Origin of the sequence: Chromobacterium amazonense, from assembly GCF_001855565.1 — a bacterium.
Classification (GTDB): domain Bacteria; phylum Pseudomonadota; class Gammaproteobacteria; order Burkholderiales; family Chromobacteriaceae; genus Chromobacterium; species Chromobacterium amazonense.
The window spans coordinates 1-14,439 of sequence record NZ_MKCR01000027.1; the positions used below are offsets into that span (position 1 = coordinate 1).

At 63.8% G+C, this 14,439-nt stretch carries 13 protein-coding genes, 2 rRNA genes and 1 riboswitch; of the genes, 12 read left to right on the forward strand and 3 right to left on the reverse strand.

The window, feature by feature from the left end; all coding sequences use genetic code 11:
• The 9 genes from BI343_RS10975 to BI343_RS11015 all read left to right on the forward strand — a co-directional run.
• Positions 1-1,333: ribosomal RNA gene (locus tag BI343_RS10975) — 23S ribosomal RNA — on the forward strand; the annotation flags it as partial.
• 120 nt (positions 1,334-1,453) lie between these two features.
• Positions 1,454-1,568 (forward strand): 5S ribosomal RNA (gene rrf / locus BI343_RS10980).
• Between the two features lie 218 nt (positions 1,569-1,786).
• Positions 1,787-2,287 carry a D-glycero-beta-D-manno-heptose 1-phosphate adenylyltransferase gene (rfaE2, locus tag BI343_RS10985; protein WP_071109711.1) on the forward strand — a complete coding sequence of 167 codons (501 nt, stop codon included), beginning with the start codon at positions 1,787-1,789 and terminating at the stop codon, positions 2,285-2,287.
• Complete coding sequence (locus tag BI343_RS10990) at positions 2,284-3,249, forward strand: biotin--[acetyl-CoA-carboxylase] ligase (RefSeq protein ID WP_071109712.1); 966 nt, start codon at positions 2,284-2,286, stop codon at positions 3,247-3,249. The genes rfaE2 and BI343_RS10990 overlap by 4 nt, the downstream gene beginning before the upstream one ends.
• Positions 3,246-3,959 carry a type III pantothenate kinase gene (locus BI343_RS10995; RefSeq protein WP_071109713.1) on the forward strand — a complete coding sequence of 238 codons (714 nt, stop codon included), beginning with the start codon at positions 3,246-3,248 and terminating at the stop codon, positions 3,957-3,959. The genes BI343_RS10990 and BI343_RS10995 overlap by 4 nt, the downstream gene beginning before the upstream one ends.
• Positions 3,959-4,759: an SPOR domain-containing protein gene (locus BI343_RS20595; RefSeq protein WP_071109714.1), complete on the forward strand. Its 801-nt coding sequence runs from the start codon at positions 3,959-3,961 to the stop codon at positions 4,757-4,759. Before BI343_RS10995 ends, BI343_RS20595 begins: the two co-directional genes overlap by 1 nt.
• 112 nt (positions 4,760-4,871) lie before the next feature.
• Positions 4,872-5,678 (forward strand): YoaK family protein, encoded by an 807-nt coding sequence (locus BI343_RS11005; RefSeq protein ID WP_043628957.1) that lies wholly within the window; start codon positions 4,872-4,874, stop codon positions 5,676-5,678.
• A 229-nt stretch (positions 5,679-5,907) separates the two neighbouring features.
• On the forward strand, positions 5,908-6,876 hold the full coding sequence (speB, locus tag BI343_RS11010; RefSeq protein ID WP_043628956.1) for an agmatinase: 969 nt from the start codon (positions 5,908-5,910) through the stop codon (positions 6,874-6,876).
• Between the two features lie 80 nt (positions 6,877-6,956).
• Positions 6,957-8,078 carry a hypothetical protein gene (locus BI343_RS11015; protein ID WP_244886626.1) on the forward strand — a complete coding sequence of 374 codons (1,122 nt, stop codon included), beginning with the start codon at positions 6,957-6,959 and terminating at the stop codon, positions 8,076-8,078.
• A 12-nt stretch (positions 8,079-8,090) separates the two neighbouring features.
• Here the strand turns inward: BI343_RS11015 and cobS are convergent, their stop codons facing one another.
• From cobS to cobT, 3 genes are read right to left on the reverse strand one after another with little or no spacing between them, the layout of a single operon-like run.
• Positions 8,091-8,828, reverse strand: a complete 738-nt coding sequence (cobS, locus tag BI343_RS11020) for an adenosylcobinamide-GDP ribazoletransferase (RefSeq protein WP_071109719.1) — start codon at positions 8,826-8,828, stop codon at positions 8,091-8,093.
• Positions 8,816-9,418: a histidine phosphatase family protein gene (locus BI343_RS11025; protein ID WP_043628951.1), complete on the reverse strand. Its 603-nt coding sequence runs from the start codon at positions 9,416-9,418 to the stop codon at positions 8,816-8,818. Before BI343_RS11025 ends, cobS begins: the two co-directional genes overlap by 13 nt.
• Positions 9,415-10,449: a nicotinate-nucleotide--dimethylbenzimidazole phosphoribosyltransferase gene (gene cobT / locus BI343_RS11030; RefSeq protein ID WP_071109720.1), complete on the reverse strand. Its 1,035-nt coding sequence runs from the start codon at positions 10,447-10,449 to the stop codon at positions 9,415-9,417. The genes BI343_RS11025 and cobT overlap by 4 nt, the downstream gene beginning before the upstream one ends.
• Before the next feature lie 380 nt (positions 10,450-10,829).
• Positions 10,830-11,042: riboswitch (cobalamin riboswitch) on the forward strand.
• Between the two features lie 138 nt (positions 11,043-11,180).
• Here cobT and BI343_RS11035 point away from each other — a divergent pair.
• From BI343_RS11035 to BI343_RS11045, 3 genes are read left to right on the forward strand one after another with little or no spacing between them, the layout of a single operon-like run.
• Positions 11,181-13,019, forward strand: coding sequence for a TonB-dependent receptor domain-containing protein (locus BI343_RS11035; protein WP_071109721.1), 1,839 nt, complete (start codon positions 11,181-11,183; stop codon positions 13,017-13,019).
• A 9-nt stretch (positions 13,020-13,028) separates the two neighbouring features.
• Complete coding sequence (gene cobU / locus BI343_RS11040; protein ID WP_071109722.1) at positions 13,029-13,556, forward strand: bifunctional adenosylcobinamide kinase/adenosylcobinamide-phosphate guanylyltransferase; 528 nt, start codon at positions 13,029-13,031, stop codon at positions 13,554-13,556.
• The gene (locus BI343_RS11045; RefSeq protein ID WP_071109723.1) at positions 13,553-14,425 is read left to right on the forward strand and encodes a cobalamin-binding protein; all 873 of its coding nucleotides are present in this window, start codon (positions 13,553-13,555) and stop codon (positions 14,423-14,425) included. Before cobU ends, BI343_RS11045 begins: the two co-directional genes overlap by 4 nt.
• Positions 14,426-14,439: the final 14 nt, after the last annotated feature.

Below are 14,439 nucleotides of genomic sequence, written 5' to 3' on the forward strand. Positions count from 1 at the left end.
TGAAGTGACTGATACCACGCTTCCAGGAAAGCACTAAGCTTCAGCTACAAAGAACCGTACGCAAACCGACACAGGTGGGCAGGATGAGAATTCTAAGGCGCTTGAGAGAACTCAGGAGAAGGAACTCGGCAAATTGATACCGTAACTTCGGGAGAAGGTATGCCTCTTAGAGTGTAGGACTTCGCGTTCGAAGCTTTGAGAGGTCGCAGAGAATCGGTGGCTGCGACTGTTTAACAAAACACAGCACTGTGCCAACACGAAAGTGGACGTATACGGTGTGACGCCTGCCCGGTGCCGGAAGGTTAAGTGATGGGGTGCAAGCTCTTGATCGAAGCCCCGGTAAACGGCGGCCGTAACTATAACGGTCCTAAGGTAGCGAAATTCCTTGTCGGGTAAGTTCCGACCCGCACGAATGGCGTAACGATGGCCACACTGTCTCCTCCTGAGACTCAGCGAAGTTGAAGTGTTTGTGAAGATGCAATCTCCCGCTGCTAGACGGAAAGACCCCGTGAACCTTTACTGTAGCTTTGCATTGGACTTTGAAGTGGTTTGTGTAGGATAGGTGGGAGGCTAAGAAGCCAGGACGCTAGTTCTGGTGGAGCCACCTTGAAATACCACCCTGACCCCTTTGAGGTTCTAACCTTGGTCCGTGATCCGGATTGGGACAGTGCATGGTAGGCAGTTTGACTGGGCGGTCTCCTCCCAAAGTGTAACGGAGGAGTTCGAAGGTTACCTAGGTACGGTCGGAAATCGTGCTGATAGTGCAATGGCAAAAGGTAGCTTAACTGCGAGACCGACAAGTCAGCAGGTGCGAAAGCAGGACATAGTGATCCGGTGGTTCTGAATGGAAGGGCCATCGCTCAACGGATAAAAGGTACTCCGGGATAACAGGCTGATACCGCCCAAGAGTTCACATCGACGGCGGTGTTGGCACCTCGATGTCGGCTCATCACATCCTGGGGCTGTAGCCGGTCCCAAGGTATGGCTGTTCGCCATTTAAAGTGGACGTGAGCTGGGTTCAAAACGTCGTGAGACAGTTTGGTCCCTATCTGCAGTGGCGTTGGAAGTTTGACGGGGGCTGCTCCTAGTACGAGAGACCGGAGTGGACGCACCTCTGGTGTACCGGTTGTGACGCCAGTCGCATCGCCGGGTAGCTAAGTGCGGAAGAGATAACCGCTGAAAGCATCTAAGCGGGAAACTTGCCTGAAGATGAACTTCCCTGGAGGCTTGACCTCCCTGAAGAGTCGTTCGAGACCAGGACGTTGATAGGTCGGGTGTGGAAGCGCTGTGAGGCGTGAAGCTAACCGATACTAATGCTGTGAGGCTTGATCCTATCATTTGAGTGCTTAGCGAGGCTAAGTGACGAGAGTGGATGTGCGAAGAACATCAATACCGAATATCAGAATCAGAGAGCGACTCTGGTTCAGGCTTCTTGCAGTTTGTACAGTTTATGTCTGGTGGCCTTAGCGAGGTGGTCCCACGCCTTCCCATCCCGAACAGGATCGTGAAACGCCTTAGCGCCGATGATAGTGTGGCATTCGCCATGTGAAAGTAGGACACCGCCAGACGCCCGATACGACAAAGCCCAGCTCAACCGAGCTGGGCTTTGCGCTTTGCGTGCGCCGAATGCGCGACACCCGCCCCGACAGACCTGCCGGGCTTTGGCGTTTCTGGGTGTTGGGCGGGAGCGGCTACGGTGGTATGCTTCGCAACTTACCCGTTGGCGGCCAGGCGATTGATGGGGCGGTAATCCGCCGCGCCGGCCGGCTTTTACGCAAGGACATGCATGACTTACCCGTTGCCGTCGTTTGAAGACAAGATTTGCCCGCCGGAGCAGTTGGCCGACAAGCTGGCGGCCCTGCCGCGCCCCTTGGTATTCACCAATGGCTGCTTCGACATTCTGCACCGCGGCCACGTGACTTATCTGGCGCAAGCGCGCGCGCTGGGCGCTAGCTTGGTGCTAGGCTTGAATACCGATGCTTCGGTGAAGCGCCTGGGCAAAGGCGACGACAGGCCGATCAACAACGAATATGATCGCGCGGCGGTGCTGGCGGCGCTGGAGAGCGTCAGCCTGGTGACTTGGTTCGATGCCGATACGCCGGCCGAGTTGATCGAGCAGGTCCAACCGGACGTGCTGGTCAAAGGCGGCGACTGGAGCGTGGACAAGATAGTCGGCAGCGCGCAGACGTTGGCGCGCGGCGGGCAGGTGCATTCCATCCCTTTTCTGTTCGATACTTCCACCACCAAGACGCTGAACAAGATTCGCGCCGCCGAGGACAAGGCGTGAGCGAGCATGCCTTCGCGGTGCTGCGCCACTTGTCGGACGGCCGTTTTCACTCCGGCGAAGACATCGCCCAGGCGCTGGGCTGTTCCCGCACGCTGGTCTGGCAGGCGGTGCACGCCATCGAGAGCGAACTGGGGCTGACGGTGTTCAGCGTGCGCGGCCAGGGTTACAAGCTGGCCCAGCCGTTCTCCTGGCTGGACGTGGCGGCGGTGCGCGCCGGTTTGGACGAGGCGGCGGCGGAGACGTTCACACTGGCGGTGGCGGAGCGGACCGACTCCACCAATAGCCAGTTGATGGCGCGCGCCGGCAATGGCGGCTTGCATGGTTTGGTGCTGGCGTGCGAATTGCAGACGGCTGGCCGGGGCCGCTTGGGGCGCCGCTGGCAGGCGCGTCTGGGAGCGGGATTGACGTTCTCGCTGCTGTGGCGGTTCAATCGCGGCATGGCCGAGCTGGCAGGCTTGTCTCTGGCTGTGGGGGTGGCCTTGGCGCGCGCTTTGCGCAGCCTGGGCGCGCCGGTGCAGTTGAAATGGCCGAACGATGTGCTGCTGGATGGCCGCAAGCTGGCCGGGATTTTGATTGAGTTGTCCGGCGACGCGCTGGGGCCGGCCGCAGTCGTGGTGGGCATCGGCATCAATGTGGCCGATCCGGGCGAGGTGGATCAGCCGATTGCCACGCTGGAGCAAGCCGGCATCGCGCCTGAGCGCAATCGCGTGTTGGCGGCCTTGCTCAACGAGCTGGAGCGGGTGCTGACGGATTTTGGCCGCCATGGTTTCGCGCCGCTGCGCGAGGAGTGGTGGCGGCTGTCCGCCCATCAGGGCGCGGCGGTGAGGCTGGGCTTCTCGCATGGCGAGCCGGTGGACGGCATCGCCTGCGGCGTGGCGGACAACGGCGCCTTGCAGCTGGAGACGGCGCAAGGCTTGCGGACTTTCCATATCGGCGAAGTCAGTTTAAGGGAACGCCGATGAAATTACTGATAGACGCCGGCAATAGCCGGGTCAAATGGGCGGTATACCAGGGCGCGGATTGCGTCGCCCAGGGCGCGGCCGAGCATCATGAGCTGGCTGGTCTGGCGGACGCCTGGCGCGATTTGCCGCTGGAAGGCGCCTGGATGTCGTCGGTGGCGCGCGGCGAAGTGGCCGACGGCCTGGCGGCGGCCGTGCCATGCGCGCTGCATCGCGTTCATTCGGAACGTCGTTTTGGCGAGGTCTGTAACCATTATCGCAACACCGCGGAGCAAGGCGCCGACCGCTGGCTGGCGGTATTGGCCGCCCGCGAGATCTGCCGCGGCGACGTCATCGTCGCCTGCGCCGGCACCGCGCTGACGGTGGAGACGCTGACGGCCGAGGGCGACTACCTGGGCGGGCTGATCCTGCCAGGCCATGGCTTGATGCTGCATAGCCTGGCGCAAGGCACCGCCAATCTGAACCGGCAGGCCGGCGAAGTGGTGGCATTCCCGCAGGGCACGCCGGACGCGCTGGCCAGCGGCGCGATGGCGGCTTTGGTGGGCGCGATAGAAGGGCAGCGGCGCAAGCTGGCCGAGCGTACCGGCCGCGAGCCGGCAACGGTGATTCTGACCGGCGGCGACGCGGCGCGCATCGCGCCGTGGCTCGCGGCGCCGTTGCAGATCGTGGATAATCTGGTATTGATGGGTCTACTCAAGGTGGCGAACTCGTGATGAAGTGGTTTGTGGCGCTGGTGGTGGTGCTCAACTTGGTGGTGGCAATGTACGGCACGCTGAAACAGCGTCCGCCGTTGGACTTGCACGCCCAGGAAGTGAGCCCTGGCCAAGTGAAGCTGTTGCCGCCAAGCTGGAAGCCCGATGCCTCCGCCGCGCAGGCAAGCGCCCCCGTGGCCGCCGTGATCAAGGCCGCCTCCGCGCCGGAGGCCAAGCTGATGGCCAGCGCGGCCAAGGCGCAAGCCAAGCCTGCCGCGAAGGCCGAGGCGTCCAAACCAGCCGACAAGCCGCCAGCCAAGCCCGCGGAAAAGGTGGCGGAGCCGGCCAAAGGCAAAGCTGTGGCCTGCTACAGCTGGGGCGGCCTGAGCGACAGCCTGCTGGCCCGGGTGAAGGGCGGCGTGCCGCAACTGAAACTGAAGCCCGGCCAGATGCAGGAGGACAGCAAGGAAGAAAGCAAGGGATCCGGCCGCTTCTGGGTGTATTACCCGCCGTTGGCCACCCAGGCCGAAACCAAGACGCTGTCGGCGGAGCTGAAGGACAAGGGCTTTACCAACTACATCGTCACCAGCGACGAGTTCAAAGGCAATCTGTCGCTCGGCCTGTTCAGCAAGGAGGACGCGGCCAAAACCCTGGCGGCGCGGCTGAAGGCGGCCGGTTACGACAAGGCGATGGTCAAGTCCAAGGAGCAGACCAGCAAGCAGACCACGCTGACCTTCAAGGAGCTGGACGCGGCGCAGGCGGAACAACTGAAGGCGCTGCAGAAGAAGCTGACCCCAGGCATCGCGCTGAAGGGTTGCTGAGCCAGGCAGACTTTGTGCGCAAAGTTTGATCCGGCGGCTTGCCAACGCTTTATGCTGCGGCGCAATATCGACAACGGCGACAACAAGTCGCCGTTTTCTTTGTCTCACACCTATGGCCCGACACTTCCACATCACGCGGCTGCTCGACCGCGGCCGGTTCAACGACAGGGTATTGCGCCAGCTGGGCTGGGCAATGGCCTTCATCGCCGGCGCCATCAACGCAGGCGGTTTCCTGGCGGTGCATCGCTACACCTCGCACATCTCGGGCATTGTTTCCGGCATGGCCGACGCCTGGGCCACCGGCGAGATCCGTCTGGCCCTTTCGCTGCTGGTGATGCTGTGCTGCTTCGTCGGCGGCGCGATGCACAGCACCTGGCTGATCCTGTGGGCGCGGCGGCAGCGGCTGCGCGGCGGCTACGGCGTGTCGATGATGGAGGAGGCGCTGCTGCTCTTGGTGTTCGGCCTGCTGGGCGCCGGGCTGTCGCTGCACAAGGGTTTGTTCACGCCGCCGACGGTGATGCTGCTGTGCTTCATCATGGGCATGCACAACACCATCGTCACCAAGCTGTCCGGCGGGCTGTTGCGCAGCACGCACATGACCGGCATCGCCACCGACCTCGGCATCGAGCTGGCCAAGATGAGTTATTACAACCGCCAGGCCAATCCGCGGGTGGCGGCGGTGCGCTCCAACCGCAAGAAATTCCGCGTCTACGCGCTGATCCTGCTTTCGTTCTTCGTGGGCGGGGTGGTGGGCGCGCTGGGCTTCAAGCATCTGGGCTTCGGCTTTACCTTGCCGCTGGCGTTGTTCCTGTTCCTGCTGGGGCTGCGGCCGGCCTGGTACGACGTCAAGCTGCGCTGGCGCTGGTGGCGCAGCCGCCAATTCGCGCGCCGCATGAGCGCGGTGGAGCAGGGCGGCTGACGGAAAACGCCGCTGAAGCCGCAACGCCGCCATAATGGCGGCATATTTTCATCATCGCGCCGCGTCTTCACTTGAACGTATCGTCCCGGCACGGCACACTTCGGGTTTCCGCGCCGCGGGGCGCGGCAGCCTTAAGCCGTCGGCTGTGCAAGATGGACGGCAATCGCTGCAAAATGATGCGGAATCAATATCTTGACCGCCTGCGGCGTACTCTCGCCTGGAGAGTGGCATGAGTGATGAAATGATCTACGGCGACGGCGCCATTCGCCGTCAGGGCCTGTACGGCTCCTCCATCGAAAACACCTACGCGGGCGTGCTGTCCTTCATGCGCCGCAACTACAGCCGCAATCTGGAAGGCGTCGACGTGGTGGTGTCCGGCATTCCGCTGGACCTGTCCGTCACCTTCCGTTCCGGCGCGCGCATGGGCCCGCAGGCCATCCGCGCCGCCAGCGTGCAGCTGGCCGAGCTGAAGCCCTACCCGTGGGGCTTTGACCCGTTTGACGACTTGGCCGTAGTCGACTACGGCGATTGCTGGTTCGACGCCCACAATCCGCTGACCATCAAGCCGTCCATCATCGAGCATGCCCGCACCATCCTGGCCTCCGGCGCCAAGATGCTGACTTTCGGCGGCGACCACTACGTCACCTACCCGCTCCTGATCGCGCACGCCGAGAAATACGGCAAGCCGCTGGCCCTGCTGCACTTCGACGCCCACTGCGACACCTGGCCGGACGACAGCCCGGACAGCCTGAACCACGGCACCATGTTCTACAAGGCGGTGAAGGAAGGCCTGATCGATCCGAAAAAATCGGTGCAAGTGGGCATCCGCACTTGGAACGACGACTTCATGGGCCTGAACGTGCTGGGCGCGCCGTGGGTCCACGACAACGGCGTGGACGCCACCATCGCCGAGATCAAAAAGACCATAGGCGACGCGCCGGTCTACGTGACCTTCGACATCGACTGTCTGGACCCGTCCGCGGCGCCGGGCACCGGCACCCCGGTGCCGGGCGGCCTGAGCACCGCGCAGGCGCTGAAGATCATCCGCAACCTCGGCGATCTGAACATCGTCGGCATGGACGTGGTGGAAGTGGCGCCTAGCTACGACCAGAGCGAAATCACCGCCCTGGCTGCCGCCCACATCGCCTGTGACATGCTGTGCCTGATGCGCAACAAGAAGGTGGAAGGCAAGCTGTAAGCGATCTTCCTTTGGCTGAATCAGCGCCAGCTCCCTTGCGGGGCGGCGCTGTTTTTTTGAATGAAAGGGAATGCATGAGGATGTGGAAAGCGGTGGGTTTGCTTGTCGGCGGAATATTGGCGATGCAGGCGCGCGCCGATGTGTGGCAGGGGGAAGTGGGTGGCGCACCGGTAGTGATGGAGTGGAACGTCGATGGTAAGGGCGAGGTGGAGGGGCGCTATTTTTATCGAAAATATCACAGCGACATCGTCTTGACAGGGACGCAGGATGCGCAGGGTGTAATACGTCTTGGTGAGAATCTGAGGTATGACGAGAGTCGGGTCGATCTCGTCTTGCGCTCTGAGGGTGGTGGCTGGGTGGGCGAGTGGCGCGGGCCAAAAGCCAAGCGTGCACGGCCGGTCAAATTGTCTTTGCTTGCTAAGTCTGAGTTGCCTGGCGCTGCTCTCGGAGCGGGAACAGATGAATTGGACATCTATAATCGCACCCGCTTGGCGGGCTTGCGCTTGAAGCCAGCGGGCTCTCAAGCTTTTCAAGGGCATCGGCTGGCCTGGTGGGTGGAGCCGGTCAGCAAGATTCGCTGGTTTAGGTTGGAGAGCGGCTACCCGGTAGATGTGATGGCTCGTTTGAACCGGATTTTGGAAAAACGTCAATGGCGCGAGGTTGTCGACTCTTTCGAGTGCGAAGCTGGCACGCGGGGAACGGATCTTGGAAATTATGAGCAGAAGGTGATTCCACGTTTGCTTACGCCAGGCGTGCTGAGTATGAGTATCGAAACTGAAGCCTTTTGTGGTGGAGCCCATCCTGATTTTGGCGATGCTCCTTTGAATTTGGAAGTCGCGAGCGGTCGTGTTTTGCAGTTAGAGGATGTTTTGTGGTTGGGACGTGGCAAACCGCAGGGCACGCGGGACGATAACGGCCAGCTGCGAGATGATCAGTATGAACGAAAAGTGCTGCAACCTTGGTTGGCAAGCACTTTCGGTAGGCTGTATCCGCGAGAAATGAATAATGAGGACGGTGGGGACTGCAATTATCGCGATCCCGAGGTCTGGAATCCCAGCAATTGGTATTTGACACCAAAAGGCGTACAGGTTGGTGCTTTCTTTCCGCGCGCAGAGAAAGCATGCGACAACCCCGGTTGGAGCCTGTTGCCATGGGCGCTGGTGCGCAAGCATCCCGGTTCGCTGACGTCCCGATTGCCTTAAGCATGTGCTCCGTCAGAGCGCGGGAAGCTGGGCGGGCGGAATAAGCAGCAAGGCCAGCAGCGCGATCTCGCAGATTTCCACGCCCGCGCCCAGGCAATCGCCGGTCATGCCCCCTAGGCGGCGTTTGAGAAAGCCCCACCAAGCCATGCCTGCCAGCGGGGCCAGCAACAAGGACGGGGCCAGCCAGGCGGATGCCGCCAACAGCGCGGCGCCGTTGAGCGCCAGGCCGAGAGGATCGCGTTGCCAGCCGAAGCGCTCGCCGCTGCCCGGCGCGATGGCCGGCAGCGTGGCCGACCACAGCACCGCGAACCCGCGCGCCCAGGCCGGGATCAACAGCAGCCCCCATGCGATGCCGCCATGGCGGGCGATCAGCATCAGCAGCACCAGCTTGGCGACGACGGCGAGGATCAGCGACAGCACGCCAAAGCTGCCCAGATGCGGGTCTTTCAATACTTCGAAGAAGCGTTCGCGCGAGCGGTGGGCGGCGCCCAGCGCGTCGGCCAGATCCGCTAGGCCATCCAGATGCAGCCCGCCGGTGACGCCCACCCAGATCAGCAGCGCCAGCAGCGCCGCCAGCCAGGGATCGATCAGGCCGCCCAGCCGCAGCGCCGCCAGCAGCAAGGCGCCGACGATGAGGCCGACGGCAGGGAACCAGCGCGCGCTGGCCGCAAGCCATTCTGGCTTGAATTCCGCCAGCTGCGGCGTGGGCAGCCGGGTCAGGAACTGCACCGCCAGAATCAGTCCGCGCATGGCGACTCCAGCCGCAGCAGGTAGGCCGGGTGGCCTTCCAGCATCGACAGCTGGGCGAAGCCGCCGCGCTGCACCGTCATCAGCTTGGCTACAGAGAAATCGGTGCCCAGCAACTCCGCCATCAGCACGGTGATGACGCCGCCGTGCGTCACCAGCAGGCGGTGGCTGCCGCGCGCCTCGCTCATCCAGTCGGCCAGGCCGGCCAGCACGCGGGTGCGGAACTGCTCGAAGCTCTCGCCGCCGGGCGGGCTGAGCCGGCCGTCCGCCAGTTCTGCCCCCCAGCCGGGGTGGCTGTGCTCCAGCTCGGACAACGGCTGGCCGTCCCAATCGCCAAAGTCCATCTCGGCGAAGCGCGGCTCCACCTTCAGCGCCAGCGAGCCGGATAGCGCATGCTTGACGGCAAACTCGCGGCAGCGCTGCAGCGGCGAGGTGGCGATGGCGGTGACCGGCGCCAGGCTGCTGATGCGGCTCCAGCTGGCGTCGAGCTGGCGTTGGCCCAGCTCGGTCAGCGGCAGATCGGTCAGGCCGATCAGCCGCCCGTCGTGTTCGATGTCGCCATGGCGCAGCAGGGTCAGGGTGTAGGGGTTCATGCGGACTTGCCGCTGATGCCGGCCTCCTCGAAAGTGGCCATCTCGTTGTGCAGCCTTACCGCCATCTGCAGCAGCGGCACGCAGACCGCCGCGCCGGAGCCTTCGCCCAGGCGCATGCCCAGGTCCACCAGCGGCTGCAGCTGCAGCGCGGCCAGCGCATGGTCGTGCCCGGCCTCCGCCGAGCGGTGGCTGGCCAACAGCCACTCGTGCAGCGAGGGATCGATGGCCTTGGCGCATAGCGCGGCGGCGCTGGCGATGAAACCATCGACCAGCGAGGGCACGCCCAGATGGGCGCCTTCCAGATAGAAGCCCGCCATCGCGGCGATTTCCAGGCCGCCCAGCTCGGCCAGCGTGTCCTGGCCGCTGAGATTTTCCCAGGCCACGCGCGCCAGCGCGGTCTTCACCACCCGCAGCTTGTTGGCCAGGCCGATGTCGTCGATGCCGGTGCCGCGGCCTACCACCAGTTCCGGCGACGCGCCGGTCAGCCGGCAGATCAGCGCGGCCGACGCCGTGGTGTTGCCGATGCCCATGTCGCCGGCGATCAGCAAATTCGCGCCTTCGTCCACCGCGCGGCGGGCGGCGGCGCGGCCGGCTTCCCGCGCGGCTTCCGTTTCCTCGGCGCTCATCGCCGTTTCCTTGGCCAGGTTGCGGCTGCCGGCGCGCACCTTGGCATGGACGATGGGCAGCGCCGATACCTCGCCGGCCACGCCGACGTCCACCACTTCCAGCCGCGCGTCCAGCGCGCGCGCCAACACGCAGATGGCTGCGCCGCCATTGGCGAAATTGCGCACCATCTCGGTGGTGACGGCGGAGGGAAAGGCCGACACGCCCTCGGCGGTGACGCCGTGGTCGCCGGCGAACACGGTGATGGCGGGGCGCAGGACGTCCGGCCGGGCGCGGCCTTGCCAGGCGGCGAAGCGGCAGGCCAGCTCCTCCAGCTGCCCCAGGCTGCCGGGCGGCTTGGTCAGGATGGCCTGGCGGGCGCGGGCGGCGTTGCGGGCGGAGAGATCCAGGGGTTTGCTACGATTCATGTTCTGGCCTGCAGGGATGGATGATCATGGAATGTTGTCGGCGCGCATGGCTGGCTGCCGGACTCTAGGGGCGGTTGACGTTTGGTGGGCGGTCGCGCCGGGATGCATTTTGCGCCGAATCGAGGCGTTCCGCACGCCGCATAGTCATTCTCGGCCAGCGCGGAACAACGAAGAGTCGGCGCGGAAAGGCGCCCGGCCCGGAGGGTTTGGCCGCTTTGGGCCGGAAGCCACGTTGCCCAGCCCTTGCATAGAATGACTATGCGTCGGACTGTGCGCCTTGCTTCCGGCCCAAAATCGGCGCAAACGCGATCCACTCACCAAACGTCAACAGCCCCTAAGCATATTACCGCTTGGCCGGTGCCGCCAAAACCCCGGCGGGTTATAATCGCCGCCTAGCAGGTGTCCGCGCTTAGCCTTTTGGGGGCGAGCGCGGGTGAAACGGGAAGCCGGTGTGAAGCCGGCGCTGCCCCCGCAACGGTAAGGCCTGGCGCGATACGCGCCTAGGCGACGCAGCAAGCCACTGTCCAATCGGATGGGAAGGCGCGTCGCCGGCATGGCCCAGCCCGGAGACCGGCCTGCAGAGCCCCGGCCGGAAGCCGGAGGAATACTGGAGTATCGCGGGGAGGCGATCCGACAGACGATTCCGGCTGCGCCGCGACCCGTTTTCTTGCCCTCTTCGCACTCTGACGATGTCCCCTTGCGGGAAGCTATCAATCCGTGGAGTGTGTTTCATGTTTCAGCCCCAAACTTGCGCCTTCGCCGTAGCGCTGGCCTGCGCCGGCGCGGCCCATGCCGCCGATGTGCCGGAATTCGCCGGCGACCCGGTGATCGTGACGGCGAGCCGCATCGCGCAGCCATTATCCAAAACCTTGGCCGACGCCACGGTCATCACTCGCGACGAGATCGAGCAAAGCGGCGCGCAAACATTGCAGCAAGTGCTGTCCCGCCAGGCGGCGATCAGCATCACCGCCAATGGCGGTCCCGGAACCAACAGCAGCATCTTCATGCGCGGCACCAACTCCAACCATACCGTAGTGCTGGTGGATGGCGTCCGCATCTCCTCTGCGACGTCCAGCACCACGGCGATGCAGAACATTCCCTTGGCCCAAATCGACCATATCGAAATTCTGCGCGGCCCCGCGTCGAGCTTGTACGGCGCCGATGCGATTGGCGGCGTGATCCAGATTTTTACCCGCAAGGGCGAGGGCGAGCCGCGAGTGAATGCCGCGGTGGAAGCCGGTAGCCGGGGCACGGGCAAATTGACGGCCGGGGTAGACGGCAAGACAGGCAATACGGCTTACAGCCTGCAAGTGAGCCATGATCAGTCCGATGGTTTCTCCGCGACCAACGCTTTGAATCAATATTCATATAACCCGGATAAGGACGGCTACCGAAACGACAGCTACAGCGCCAATGTGACGCAAACGTTGGCGCCGGGGCATGATTTGACGCTGCGTCTGTTCCAGACCTTTGCCCGAGCCGATTTTGACCAGAATCCGGTAGGCCAGGACTGGACCGATACCCGCCTCACGGGGCAGAGCCTGGAGTCCCGCAACCGTTTTTCCGACATCTGGACCAGCACCCTGCGCTTCAGCCATAGCCAGGACAAGCAGGAAACCTTCGCCGACGCGACTGGTGGCCAGCGCAACAGCTTGTACCAGACGACCCAGAACGAATGGACTTGGCAGAACGATCTGACCACTGCTTGGGGCAAGTTCGTGCTGGGCGCGACCCATAATGATCAAAAGGTGAGCAGCAGCAGCGCGTATACCCAAACCACGCGAACCCAGAATGCCGGGTTCGCCACTTACCAGCTGGAGCTGGGCAATAGCCTGCTGCACGCTAGCGTGCGCCGTGATCACGATGACCAGTTCGGCGGCAAGACTACCGGCAAAGTGGATTACGGCTACCGTTTTGCCGAAGGGTGGTTGGTGCGGGCAGGGTATGGCACGGCTTACAAGGCGCCGACCTTCAATGACCTGTATTACCCCTTGGCGTTTGGCTACCAAGGCAACCCGAACTTGAAGCCCGAGAGCGCCATCAATACGGAGTTGGGGCTGGAGTATCGTCACCAGGGCAGCACTTTCCGCCTGACGGGCTTCCATAACCAAGTCAGCAATCTGATCGCTTATGGCTCGTTGGGCAATGGCATCGGTACCATGCTCAATGTCAACCGCGCCACCATCCGTGGGGTGAGTCTGGAAGGACAAACCAAGCTGGCAGAGTTCGATTTGGGCGGCAACCTCACCTTGTTGGATGCGCGTGACGACAAAACGGGCCAATGGCTGGCCTTCCGGCCGCGCCAGAGCGCCAACTTCACCGCCAGCCGGGATTGGGGGCGCTGGACGGCCGGTGTGGAGCAGCAAGTCGCCTCGGTTCGCTATGACAATATTTCCAATGTGACGCTGCATGGTTATGGCGTGACCAATGCCTATGTCGATTACCGTTTTGCCAAAAACTGGACTGCTACCGCGCGTGTAGACAACCTGTTCGACCGCGAGTACCAAACGACCTATGGTTACAATACCGGGGGGCTGGGAGCCTTCATCGGCGTACGTTATAGCCAGTAAGGAACCTCCATGCCTCACCTGATCACCGGCGGCGCCCGAAGCGGCAAGAGCCGCCATGCCGAAGACCTGGCCCGCCGGCATGGCGGACCGGTGTGCTATCTCGCTACCGCCGAGGTGCGCGATCCCGAGTTCGCGCGCCGGGTGGAGCGCCACCGCGCCCAGCGGCCGGCGCACTGGCGCGTGGCCGAGGCCGGGCGTGGGCTGGCGGCGGCCATTGTCGCGCATGATGCGGCGGGCGGCCTGCTGCTGATCGACTGCCTGGGCATGTGGCTGATGCGTTTCTTCGGCGAGCAAGGCTTCGACGAGGCCGAGTACGCGGTGGAGCGCGACGCGTTGCTGGCGGCGCTGGGCCGGCTGGCCGGCGAGGCGCTGCTGGTCAGCAATGAGGTGGGCTGGGGCGTGGTGGCGGACGATGCCGAAACCCGCCGTTTCGTCGACGAATTGGGCCGGCTCAACCAGCTGGTGGCTTCGCGTTGCGACAGGGTTACTCTGGTGGCCTGCGGCTTGCCGCTGGCGCTGAAAGGCGGACTGGCATGAGGTTATGGCTCCTCCTGGCCGGCCTGTTGCTGGCCGGCGCCGCGCGCGCGGCCGTCAGCGTCGAAGATGGTTCGGGGCGGATGGTCACGCTGGCCAAGCCGGCGCAACGCATCGTCAGCCTGGCGCCGCATGCCACCGAGTTGCTGTTCGCCGCCGGCGCCGGCGGCAAGGTGGTGGCCGCCGTCGAATACAGCGACCACCCCGCCGCCGCGAAGAAGCTGCCGCGGGTGGGCAGTTTTACCGGTTTCAGTCTGGAAGCGGTATTACGTCTGCGGCCTGACTTGGTGGTGGCGTGGCAGGATGGCGGTTCGCCGCGCGAGTTGGAGCGGCTGAAGCGGCTGGGCGTGCCGGTATTCATCAGCCATCCGTTGCAGCCGGGCGATGTGGCGCTGGAAATCGACAAGCTGGGACGCTTGGCCGGCACCGAAGCCGCCGCTGCGCGCGCCGCGCTGCAATACCGTCAGCGGCTGGCCGCCTTGCAGCAACGCTATGGCGGCCGCGCGCCGGTGCGGGTGTTTTATCAACTGAGCCAGGCGCCGATTTTCACCGTCAGCGGCAAGAGCTACATTGATTCGCTGATCCGCACCTGCGGCGGCGTCAATGTGTTCGCCGATCTGTCGCTGCCGGCGCCGCAGGTGTCCACCACCTCGGTCGTGGCGGCGCAGCCACAGGCCATCATCGCGACGGACAACGCCTCGCTGGCGATGTGGCAGCGCTGGAAAACCTTGCCGGCAGTGGCTGGCGGCGCATTGTTCGCGCTGTCTGACGACGCCATCAGCATTCCTGGGCCGCGCATGGTGGATGGCGCGGCCGCGCTGTGCGCCCGTCTGGACACGGCGCGGCAGCGGCTGGGTTTGACGGCCAACTAGCCGCCCGTTATCCT

Coding starts and splice junctions, on each gene's coding strand:
- BI343_RS11045 (WP_071109723.1), top strand. CDS start 13,553: ATGAGGTTATGGCTCCTCCTGGCCGGCCTGTTGCTGGCCGGCGCCGCG.
- BI343_RS11035 (WP_071109721.1), top strand. CDS start 11,181: ATGTTTCAGCCCCAAACTTGCGCCTTCGCCGTAGCGCTGGCCTGCGCC.
- cobS (WP_071109719.1), bottom strand. CDS start 8,828: ATGCGCGGACTGATTCTGGCGGTGCAGTTCCTGACCCGGCTGCCCACG.
- BI343_RS11025 (WP_043628951.1), bottom strand. CDS start 9,418: ATGAACCCCTACACCCTGACCCTGCTGCGCCATGGCGACATCGAACAC.
- speB (WP_043628956.1), top strand. CDS start 5,908: ATGAGTGATGAAATGATCTACGGCGACGGCGCCATTCGCCGTCAGGGC.
- BI343_RS10995 (WP_071109713.1), top strand. CDS start 3,246: ATGAAATTACTGATAGACGCCGGCAATAGCCGGGTCAAATGGGCGGTA.
- BI343_RS20595 (WP_071109714.1), top strand. CDS start 3,959: ATGAAGTGGTTTGTGGCGCTGGTGGTGGTGCTCAACTTGGTGGTGGCA.
- cobU (WP_071109722.1), top strand. CDS start 13,029: ATGCCTCACCTGATCACCGGCGGCGCCCGAAGCGGCAAGAGCCGCCAT.
- BI343_RS11005 (WP_043628957.1), top strand. CDS start 4,872: ATGGCCCGACACTTCCACATCACGCGGCTGCTCGACCGCGGCCGGTTC.
- BI343_RS11015 (WP_244886626.1), top strand. CDS start 6,957: ATGTGGAAAGCGGTGGGTTTGCTTGTCGGCGGAATATTGGCGATGCAG.
- rfaE2 (WP_071109711.1), top strand. CDS start 1,787: ATGACTTACCCGTTGCCGTCGTTTGAAGACAAGATTTGCCCGCCGGAG.
- cobT (WP_071109720.1), bottom strand. CDS start 10,449: ATGAATCGTAGCAAACCCCTGGATCTCTCCGCCCGCAACGCCGCCCGC.